We start from the raw sequence: 12,172 nt of genomic DNA on the forward strand, positions 1-12,172 counted from the left end.
CAGGTTCCATATGGAAGGGCTGGCGGACATATGTAGCTTGGCCCTCTTCTCCATCAACTATCACAATAGCCAGGAATAAAATCTTCCGCTTTGTTAAGTGTGGTTAAGATTTCTCCTTTTATCATTTTTCTAATTAATGTTATAATATGAGATTTTTAACTTTTTCAAAATATATAATGGCTTCGAGAAGATTGCAACACTACATATCGTGCTTCCTCAAGGGCTCTTCAGTAAACTTTTGAATTAATACAAAATCCTCACATAGTGACCCTTAGTACAACGTTAACTTTTATTACTTCTTCTTATTGGGTACTTTTTCCTGCTGAACCGATTTCACACCAAACAGATGATTCCTTGATCTTCGAGCATGAATATCATTATTCTCAATTAGCTCTCCTAAAAGAAAATAGTTTTTTTCAATATCCGTACGAACTTTCGGGTTGGTATGGATAGACATTTTTGTTATGTTATTTTCTAATTCTTTTATCAGATCTTCCGGCTTTCGCGGCATAAACGCTAACATCTTCTGATGGAAACCCTGCCTATTATGCCACTAAGATAATATATCGCAGGTTACTTTTCGTTCTTTTTTATGCTACCAAGGGCTTCCCTCTAGCATTCTGATGTTTTTGGTAATAAACAACCGGTGACTGGTAGCCAATACTGCCATGACGTCTACGGTTGTTATAATAATCCAGGTATTTATTTACCTCTTCATAAGCTTCCTGGAAGGTTTCAAACTCATGTCTACTATAGCATTCATCTTCTAAAATACTATGGAAAGATTCTATATAGGCATTTAGGTTAGGTGAATTCACTGGAATACGTTCATGTGTAATTTTCAATTTGAGTAATGCTTAAGTAAACGCTTTTGCTCTAAATTGTGGTCCATTATCGCTACGGATAACTAACTGATCCGGTTTTATCCCTCTTTTTTTAGCAGCAATCTGAACGATTCGGGCAGCATCCTTTGCTTTGGCACTAAGGCCGATATGGTTTTCTACAATAGTCCGGTCAAAGATATCTATTATAGATATCTGGTAAAAAAACTGACTAATGCCCTTTATATAACCATATTTTAAGTCTATTTCCCAGTGTTCGTTAGGACCTATTGCTTTTCTTTTGTGGCCTATTTGCCCGGGGCGGTAGGGCTTCAAAACCCTTTGGGGTCTCAGAATTCCTATTTCCTTGCACAATCGATATACCTTTTTATGGTTAATAATCAGGTTCTTTTCCTGTAGTTCAACAGTTAATTTTCAATAGCCATAAGGATACCCGTCTCCTTCAATCAACTCAAGTAGCATGTTTTTTATGGTATCGTCATCAATGGCTTCTCCTTGCTGGTTGATGCTGTAACCAGGAATTTTCCTTCCCGGTTTTTTGCGTGTTATTTCCTTGTTCTGTTCATTTAGTTTTCTTAAGGCATAATAAGTAGATACATTTAACCCGACAAAGCGCAGGATGGTAGTTTTAGGATAGCCTTCCTGGATCCACTTATCAGCGATGGCTGCTCTGTCGGCTACCTGGGGTTTGTTTTATCCCGTAATTCCCGCAGGATTGATAATTCAAGTTCTTTTTCGGCAACTAATCGTTTTAACTGGTCATTCTCGGTACTGACTTTTTTTAGCTGTTCTGCCATGGTATTAATATCTTTAAATCCATTCTTTTTAAGGGTTTTTGCAGTACCACGTTCTCGGTATTTCTTAACCCATGTGTGTATGGTGTTGGGTGATATCTCGTAACGGCGGGCTACTACCGCTACATTATCTATTTCCTGACACTCGCGAATGATCTTTTCTTTAAGTTCATCCGAATACTTGTTTGCCTTTTTCATAATTTCAACCCCCTGTTATTTTTATGTTATCATGCTACAAGGAGTTCTTCCAAATCCATTGGGGGGCTAAATAGCCACCAGCCATAACCTTCTGCCCCGGTTTCAATCCCCTATACGCGGGTCACAAACGCGGCATAATTTTGCTACCGTCCTGCTTGATCTGGGTTTCAATCCCCTATACGCGGGTCACAAACCTTTGAGGCTGAGCTTCCCACTGCTGAGCAAACCGGGTTTCAATCCCCTATACGCGGGTCACAAACGAGTATAAGCTTCCAGCGGTGAGCATCGTCAATTACGTTTCAATCCCCTATACGCGGGTCACAAACTATGTTGAGGTTGGCAAAGAGTACCTTGCGGAATTTAGTTTCAATCCCCTATACGCGGGTCACAAACCCCAAAAGGCTATCGGTGTTGATTGAAGCTTTGGCGTTTCAATCCCCTATACGCGGGTCACAAACGTGATTAACTAATGCCAGAACAGACAAGACAAGCAAGTTTCAATCCCCTATACGCGGGTCACAAACCCATAGTAATTAGCGGCACCCCTAGCCACGATGCAGGTTTCAATCCCCTATACGCGGGTCACAAACGCCAAATGGGTGAACGGCTGGGGATATCACATAGAGCTGTTTCAATCCCCTATACGCGGGTCACAAACGGGTTTCCTTGTATCCACCACAACGTTGTTTTTTGTAGTTTCAATCCCCTATACGCGGGTCACAAACGATACCCGTAAACCCGTAAACATACGGATTTATCGGTTTCAATCCCCTATACGCGGGTCACAAACAAAGTTTTAATGCTTATCTTAACTGCATCAAATCCAAGTTTCAATCCCCTATACGCGGGTCACAAACGGAAGGAAGCCCAAGCCAAAACAACAGTCTAGCCAGGTTTCAATCCCCTATACGCGGGTCACAAACTACAACACTATTTTTATGGTATCTTCCCCATCTATCGTTTCAATCCCCTATACGCGGGTCACAAACGCAAACTGTGCGATTGCTTGTTCCTCTTTTTCGCCGTTTCAATCCCCTATACGCGGGTCACAAACAAATGTTAGTTAAAACTATAACAGACGAAACAAATGGGTTTCAATCCCCTATACGCGGGTCACAAACTACCGCCCCTAGTTTACAATTTCCAACCCGTTTATAGTTTCAATCCCCTATACGCGGGTCACAAACTGGATAAAGGGCCTTGTCAGTATTGGAGGGGAGATGACGTTTCAATCCCCTATACGCGGGTCACAAACGAGGGGTAAGCGTGACACTAGAACAAGCACTAGAGAGTTTCAATCCCCTATACGCGGGTCACAAACAAAGGAGGGGTGGAAAATCCTAAGCATCAGAGAGATGTTTCAATCCCCTATACGCGGGTCACAAACACCGGGTTTCCCCGGTTTCGCTGTCTACAGCTCGTGTTTCAATCCCCTATACGCGGGTCACAAACCCACCTAATCACCATTTCTACACTCAAATTCCTTTAGTTTCAATCCCCTATACGCGGGTCACAAACTCTAGTATGAGAAGAAATATGAATAATTGTAGTTTTGTTTCAATCCCCTATACGCGGGTCACAAACATATAGGCAATAGCAAGCATTAAAACAATACGATAGTTTCAATCCCCTATACGCGGGTCACAAACCAAGTAATAAAGAGATTATTAATTTCATGGAAAAAAGTTTCAATCCCCTATACGCGGGTCACAAACGTTTTTTGAGTATTTTGAGATTGAACCCCAGGTTATGTTTCAATCCCCTATACGCGGGTCACAAACTCAATATAAGTATATACTATCGTTTGATATATCATAGTTTCAATCCCCTATACGCGGGTCACAAACTGTAATCTTATTACTATAATTATTAAATATTCTTTGTTTCAATCCCCTATACGCGGGTCACAAACCCGATACCTCCCGGGGAGACCGGGCCACCGTGCTCGGGTTTCAATCCCCTATACGCGGGTCACAAACCCTTTTGATGGATACCGGGAAATTATAACCGCACTAAGTTTCAATCCCCTATACGCGGGTCACAAACTATGCGGCTATCGTCACCACTCCTGCCGGATACCTGTTTCAATCCCCTATACGCGGGTCACAAACTGTCGAATATATTATGTAATAATATATTACATAGTAGTTTCAATCCCCTATACGCGGGTCACAAACTGTGACTGGTGCGGCAATTGGATTTGCAATGATTGGTTTCAATCCCCTATACGCGGGTCACAAACCACCTGCGATGATTGTGGGTGCTACATTGATTCGGAGTTTCAATCCCCTATACGCGGGTCACAAACAGCACGGTTCAGCGTGCAATGGAAATTGCTTACGAAGTTTCAATCCCCTATACGCGGGTCACAAACTAAAATAAAAAAATAAATTTTATAAAAAAGAAGGGTTTCAATCCCCTATACGCGGGTCACAAACCGGTCAGACAAGCCCCCGAAGTCCCAAAAAATTCTGGGTTTCAATCCCCTATACGCGGGTCACAAACGACACAAAAAGGTGTCGAGGCGAAAGGAGTCGATGGGTTTCAATCCCCTATACGCGGGTCACAAACAAGAATTTTAGGGGGGGATAGAGATGAAAGAAAAGGGTTTCAATCCCCTATACGCGGGTCACAAACCCCTATCGGCGGCCCTTCGGCGGCCCCCCTCTTGGACGTTTCAATCCCCTATACGCGGGTCACAAACCCTCAGTCACCGGGGGGCGCAGGAAAGCGGTATCCCGGTTTCAATCCCCTATACGCGGGTCACAAACTTTTTACATCGCCATAAATAATGGTGGTGTAGCCCAGTTTCAATCCCCTATACGCGGGTCACAAACACAGGAGAAGGAGAATGTTTGCCCTATTGACTATGTTTCAATCCCCTATACGCGGGTCACAAACTCCCATACATCCCCATTTTTTGACATCCTTCGACAAGTTTCAATCCCCTATACGCGGGTCACAAACTGAATAATTGCAATGGCAATTGTTCAGAATGTTTTGTTTCAATCCCCTATACGCGGGTCACAAACCTTGGGACGATACTCCAAAGTTTGCTCCTAATCCAGTTTCAATCCCCTATACGCGGGTCACAAACATGGCGGGATTTTAAGGCCTTCGCAGGTTGGACGAAGTTTCAATCCCCTATACGCGGGTCACAAACCCCATTGTATCCCCGTGTTATCACTTTTACCCTGTGTTTCAATCCCCTATACGCGGGTCACAAACAATCTAATTTTCATGCTACCACCTCCCTTAGATGAGAGTTTCAATCCCCTATACGCGGGTCACAAACGAAAATAAAGATGGTCAAACCATACATTTTGATTCATGTTTCAATCCCCTATACGCGGGTCACAAACAAAGAAGAAGATAAAAATACTATTAAATTAAGTGAGTTTCAATCCCCTATACGCGGGTCACAAACGTTGTTAGCCTGTTTTTCATCCATATGGGATTTAACAGTTTCAATCCCCTATACGCGGGTCACAAACTTTGATGATAGCGGTTTATACTTACTGGTGTGCCTAGAGTTTCAATCCCCTATACGCGGGTCACAAACTGAGGTTGCAAGAGGGTATCCGCATGGGTTTTGATGAGTTTCAATCCCCTATACGCGGGTCACAAACATAAAAACCTACAGTCCTATAGACTTGATAAAAACGTTTCAATCCCCTATACGCGGGTCACAAACTATCATTATTTAAACAGCAACGCAAGTTTTTTCCAAGTTTCAATCCCCTATACGCGGGTCACAAACTGAAATGATGGTCCAGCGGGCCATAGTAACGTACAGAAGTTTCAATCCCCTATACGCGGGTCACAAACATCACTAAATTCGGGTAGCTTCATACCCTTGGGGATAGTTTCAATCCCCTATACGCGGGTCACAAACTGTGGGGTATAGCCCCTCATACCCGGTATCTACCATGTTTCAATCCCCTATACGCGGGTCACAAACCAAAACCTGGGCTTCGGTTTCATCGAACCAGCATTGTTTCAATCCCCTATACGCGGGTCACAAACATAGATGAAGAAGGAATGAAAGAAGTATACAAATGGTGTTTCAATCCCCTATACGCGGGTCACAAACTGGATATGGGCACCGGAAGGTGCAGGACTGGCATTGAGTTTCAATCCCCTATACGCGGGTCACAAACAAAAATTAGAGAAAGGGGTAAAGCTTAATGCCTTTATGTTTCAATCCCCTATACGCGGGTCACAAACCTTAATTGTGAGTTTCCAGCCCCACACTTAAGGAAAGTTTCAATCCCCTATACGCGGGTCACAAACCTTAAACAGATTACAGGGCTCAAAGAGGCATTCGCGTTTCAATCCCCTATACGCGGGTCACAAACGAAATGCCTGAAATGTGGGCATGAGTACAAGATAGATGTTTCAATCCCCTATACGCGGGTCACAAACGCCACGACAGAGCCAGCTACCACTTGCCTTTTTGGGTTTCAATCCCCTATACGCGGGTCACAAACTAGGGATGATTTTTCTAAATTCTTCCCGATTGACTTGTTTCAATCCCCTATACGCGGGTCACAAACGCGCGTGTGCTCCGCGCTTTGCCTCTGCCGCTCCTTGTTTCAATCCCCTATACGCGGGTCACAAACACCTCAGTTCAATCTAATCAGCCTTGCCTGTACATGTTTCAATCCCCTATACGCGGGTCACAAACCTTGACCGTTACGAAGTGATAAAAAGCCTACAGAAGTTTCAATCCCCTATACGCGGGTCACAAACGGATCTCAATCAACCGCCAAGGCAGCAAGGATGTTGGGTTTCAATCCCCTATACGCGGGTCACAAACGCTTATACCTCTCTTCGTTGTGAAGCGAATTGCCAGTTTCAATCCCCTATACGCGGGTCACAAACCACTGCCGCATAAGTCCCACGGTTCAGATATGACAGGTTTCAATCCCCTATACGCGGGTCACAAACAGTAATTATCGAAACTCTTAATATAAACAACAATGGTTTCAATCCCCTATACGCGGGTCACAAACAGGGAGAACATACCGGATTGAGACGGCAGGAGACAGGTTTCAATCCCCTATACGCGGGTCACAAACATTGCGGGAATCGCTGGATTGAAACCTTGGAAATCTGTTTCAATCCCCTATACGCGGGTCACAAACTTTGCCACTGAATTTCTTGAGCGGGTGGTGGAAAAGGTTTCAATCCCCTATACGCGGGTCACAAACGGAAAAACTGGTTTGAACTACCACTAGGCTAAAGCCAGTTTCAATCCCCTATACGCGGGTCACAAACCCGATTCTTGGATGATGCCTGCCACGGTTATACCGTGTTTCAATCCCCTATACGCGGGTCACAAACGCCCGATACTTACGGTTTACGGGTATGCAGTTTTTGTTTCAATCCCCTATACGCGGGTCACAAACTTGATGATGAACCGATATGGATTACGTTGAATCCGTTTCAATCCCCTATACGCGGGTCACAAACTTAAATTCCTGCTTATAAGGGCCCTTGCAGGTACGCGTTTCAATCCCCTATACGCGGGTCACAAACCAGCGCCCACCAGCAGGGCCTGGTGTCGGACACCAGGGTTTCAATCCCCTATACGCGGGTCACAAACTACAGCACTTTGACCCCGCTAAATTCATTGGAGTAGGTTTCAATCCCCTATACGCGGGTCACAAACTCGAGGATCTGAGGTCCTCGAAAATTGTGTACTTTTTGTTTCAATCCCCTATACGCGGGTCACAAACCCTGTTCCCTTGAGTGCGAGGCTGAGGACCTCGCTGTTTCAATCCCCTATACGCGGGTCACAAACGGATGCGAGGCCGCTAGGCCTCTAAACGATTTCTTTGTTTCAATCCCCTATACGCGGGTCACAAACCTTACCTTGATGGTGCAGACCGGGAACATTTTTGCAGTTTCAATCCCCTATACGCGGGTCACAAACTCACTGCCCCGGTTCCAGCCCGGAGCAGGGTAAGAGGTTTCAATCCCCTATACGCGGGTCACAAACAAATCGATTGAAACAAGATACCCGGATGACAGGAGGAGTTTCAATCCCCTATACGCGGGTCACAAACCCGGGCTAGACCCGGAAAGGAGGAATTTAAAATGAGGTTTCAATCCCCTATACGCGGGTCACAAACGAGTTTCGTTTTATCATGTTTCCCGATGTTCCGGGAGAGTTTCAATCCCCTATACGCGGGTCACAAACATTGGCCATGTTTATCACTCCTTTGCAAGTTTAGTAGTTTCAATCCCCTATACGCGGGTCACAAACCTGTGCCTATTTACTATCCTTTTTCTACATTTTCGAGTTTCAATCCCCTATACGCGGGTCACAAACGCAAGTTTAGTATAGCAGGAGATATATACTTCATGGTTTCAATCCCCTATACGCGGGTCACAAACCGATACCTCCCGGGGAGACCGGGCCACCGTGCTCGGGGTTTCAATCCCCTATACGCGGGTCACAAACCAGAGCGGTAACTCCCGCAACCCGACCCAGTTCTTTGTTTCAATCCCCTATACGCGGGTCACAAACTACCACTTACCTTTTTGGTTTAGCCGACAGGGAGAAGTTTCAATCCCCTATACGCGGGTCACAAACCCCCCTACGGTTTTGCCCCGCCCTACCACAGCCGGGGTTTCAATCCCCTATACGCGGGTCACAAACCGTAACCGGCTGGGAGGGCCGGGAGTAGCCGAGGATGGTTTCAATCCCCTATACGCGGGTCACAAACGCGAAAACCGTAGCTACCGTTGGCATTGCCATTGTCGGTTTCAATCCCCTATACGCGGGTCACAAACAATAAAATAGCCGCCCTATATTCCCAATCGCTTGGGTTTCAATCCCCTATACGCGGGTCACAAACGGCAAAAACCTACCGACATAATGAGTGCCGGAATAGGTTTCAATCCCCTATACGCGGGTCACAAACTACCGGTGTCCAGCCGGAAGGCAGCATCGGTGCGTGTTTCAATCCCCTATACGCGGGTCACAAACAGTTGAACAGGTAGAGGTGTATGTAAATGATACCTGTTTCAATCCCCTATACGCGGGTCACAAACCAGTATCAAGCTCCTCGGTCTTATCCTCGTTTTTGTTGTTTCAATCCCCTATACGCGGGTCACAAACCCTAGATGCCGGTCCAGGGCGGACCCCCAGTGCTCAGTTTCAATCCCCTATACGCGGGTCACAAACTTGTGCGCCGCATACTTCGACACCCAAATACCGGTGTTTCAATCCCCTATACGCGGGTCACAAACCATGTGCGAATCGCCTGTTGTTGGTGAGGTTGTGAGTTTCAATCCCCTATACGCGGGTCACAAACGCTAAACAGTGGGCAAACGCAAAGGACACAAAGGGGTTTCAATCCCCTATACGCGGGTCACAAACGTTATTGCTTTTTCCTTCATGTTTCATCCTCCCATGTTTCAATCCCCTATACGCGGGTCACAAACCCAGGTCCCCCTCTACTACCCGCCCCAGCACTTCGGCGTTTCAATCCCCTATACGCGGGTCACAAACCACGATTTTAGTGCGGCAAATAGCGCAGCACAGGGGTTTCAATCCCCTATACGCGGGTCACAAACCGCAGGTGATGATCCGTGAATATAATGGTCTGCGGGGTTTCAATCCCCTATACGCGGGTCACAAACCGCACATCTGCTGGCGGGTCAGGTTATCGTGGAGATTGTTTCAATCCCCTATACGCGGGTCACAAACCTTTAATGTCCGATATATCGCGGTTTTACAATTTAGTTTCAATCCCCTATACGCGGGTCACAAACTAGTCGGCCACATTAGGTGGTCGCGAATTCGAAATGTTTCAATCCCCTATACGCGGGTCACAAACTACGGACCAGTGACGGATATGCTGGTCTGGGATTAGTTTCAATCCCCTATACGCGGGTCACAAACGGAGAAAGAAGGGGTTGGGTATTGCCCCTATACTCAGTTTCAATCCCCTATACGCGGGTCACAAACCGGAGAAGAAGTTGAATGCGGTTGTTTTGCTGACGAGTTTCAATCCCCTATACGCGGGTCACAAACGCCCAGAATTGGTGTACTATGCGCCGATAGACAATAGTTTCAATCCCCTATACGCGGGTCACAAACGCGGCGTGGTCGTTTGGGTGGTAGGGGACGCAACTATGTTTCAATCCCCTATACGCGGGTCACAAACTTGGCTGAGAAATTTCCAGCCAAACGGGGATGAAAAGTTTCAATCCCCTATACGCGGGTCACAAACGCTATTAGGGTGCATGGGCTTACCGTTCCATTGCGGTTTCAATCCCCTATACGCGGGTCACAAACCCGGTGGAGGCGGGTCGATCTATAAGTCAGCTGATAGTTTCAATCCCCTATACGCGGGTCACAAACATACCGACTTTTTTACTTATCGGCATCAACTTTTATAGTTTCAATCCCCTATACGCGGGTCACAAACTTGTTCCCGCTCCAATAATACCAACCTCCCCCTGCAGTTTCAATCCCCTATACGCGGGTCACAAACTAGTAGGGGAATAAATGTTATATACCTTTTCAATGGTTTCAATCCCCTATACGCGGGTCACAAACTTTATCACCTCACTTAATAACCCGTCTAATACTTTGTTTCAATCCCCTATACGCGGGTCACAAACGGCACTGCTACAAGCAGGCCAATGTCAACTCGTTGGTTTCAATCCCCTATACGCGGGTCACAAACCTTGCGAGTAGCGCAAAAGACCTGGCCGGATGAGATGTTTCAATCCCCTATACGCGGGTCACAAACAAAAGCAAATAGCCAAAACATAAAGCTTATGCTCTGGTTTCAATCCCCTATACGCGGGTCACAAACAATGAAATTTTTCTGCCAGTCGGACTGCTCAATTTTGAGTTTCAATCCCCTATACGCGGGTCACAAACTGAAACAGTGTGCTTTTGCCTATCCCCTGGGGTCCAAGTTTCAATCCCCTATACGCGGGTCACAAACTAAATTCACCGTCCGCGGCCGTGCTGGCCCAGTACATGTTTCAATCCCCTATACGCGGGTCACAAACGAGAGAGGAAAGGTTTTTCCATGGTACGGTTTTAGGGTTTCAATCCCCTATACGCGGGTCACAAACGATAAGGTTAAGCCCACTCATATTTACGATTTCCTGTTTCAATCCCCTATACGCGGGTCACAAACTGTATAGTGGGCTCCATACTCTGACCGGTAACCTCGTTTCAATCCCCTATACGCGGGTCACAAACAGGGTTTCGAACCCACGACTTCTACCGTGTGAATTATAGTTTCAATCCCCTATACGCGGGTCACAAACAAAAACAGAAAGGGGTGACATAATGCCAAACTATGGTTTCAATCCCCTATACGCGGGTCACAAACCCGAAGTTGAATTCTATATTCCTACGCGCTGGGATAGTTTCAATCCCCTATACGCGGGTCACAAACCGTACTTTTACCGCCGACCCGCTATATTCCAATGACAGTTTCAATCCCCTATACGCGGGTCACAAACGCGCATCGGCGACAGAAACCTTCGCCCCCGTCATGTTTCAATCCCCTATACGCGGGTCACAAACTCCTAAAGTCATTTACCGGGAAACTTCGCCAGCAGAGTTTCAATCCCCTATACGCGGGTCACAAACGCAAAGTCTTTGTTTGCCAGTATGTCGGCGGCAGGCAGTTTCAATCCCCTATACGCGGGTCACAAACAAATAATGCAGTAAAAAGACCAGGCCTGGCTACTATGTTTCAATCCCCTATACGCGGGTCACAAACTGCTCCGGGCGATAATACCGGGGCAGTGATAGGGGGTTTCAATCCCCTATACGCGGGTCACAAACAAGGGGAAACCTTGCAACGTGACCATGCACTTCCTCTGTTTCAATCCCCTATACGCGGGTCACAAACGGGCAAGTATTAAACAATGTTACCGGAAACCAGGTGGGTTTCAATCCCCTATACGCGGGTCACAAACAAAAAGCCGGGGGCAATTCCCCGGCTTCAACTACTGTTTCAATCCCCTATACGCGGGTCACAAACTGTTTTCGCTGTCTAAATTGTCCAGGTCGTCATAGTTTCAATCCCCTATACGCGGGTCACAAACGCAGCATATCTTCAAATATTGGGTTGACCATTACGAGTTTCAATCCCCTATACGCGGGTCACAAACTAAACATATCCCGGAAAAGGCTATGCACGCAGGCCAGGTTTCAATCCCCTATACGCGGGTCACAAACCCTGTTCCGGCGGCTCCTTCTGAAACTCCCTCGGAGTTTCAATCCCCTATACGCGGGTCACAAACCCCCGTGCCTTCAAGCTGCAGAAGCTATCATCGCCTAGTTTCAATCCC

Annotated in this window: 1 protein-coding gene, 1 pseudogene and 1 CRISPR repeat array (1 of these 3 cut by a window edge); the gene and the pseudogene both read right to left on the minus strand. The window is 46.3% G+C overall.

What is annotated here, in order from left to right; all coding sequences use genetic code 11:
- Positions 1 to 292 precede the first annotated feature (292 nt).
- Positions 293 to 511, minus strand: coding sequence for a hypothetical protein (locus SWOL_RS12975; RefSeq protein WP_041427611.1), 219 nt, complete (start codon positions 509 to 511; stop codon positions 293 to 295).
- 79 nt (positions 512 to 590) lie between these two features.
- Positions 591 to 1,834 (minus strand): annotated as a pseudogene (locus SWOL_RS15340) (IS3 family transposase).
- 99 nt (positions 1,835 to 1,933) lie between these two features.
- Positions 1,934 to 12,172: a CRISPR direct-repeat array (repeat unit 30 nt; unit sequence GTTTCAATCCCCTATACGCGGGTCACAAAC) (it continues 2,001 nt past the right edge of the window).

This window comes from Syntrophomonas wolfei subsp. wolfei str. Goettingen G311 (genome assembly GCF_000014725.1).
GTDB classification, from domain to species: domain Bacteria; phylum Bacillota; class Syntrophomonadia; order Syntrophomonadales; family Syntrophomonadaceae; genus Syntrophomonas; species Syntrophomonas wolfei.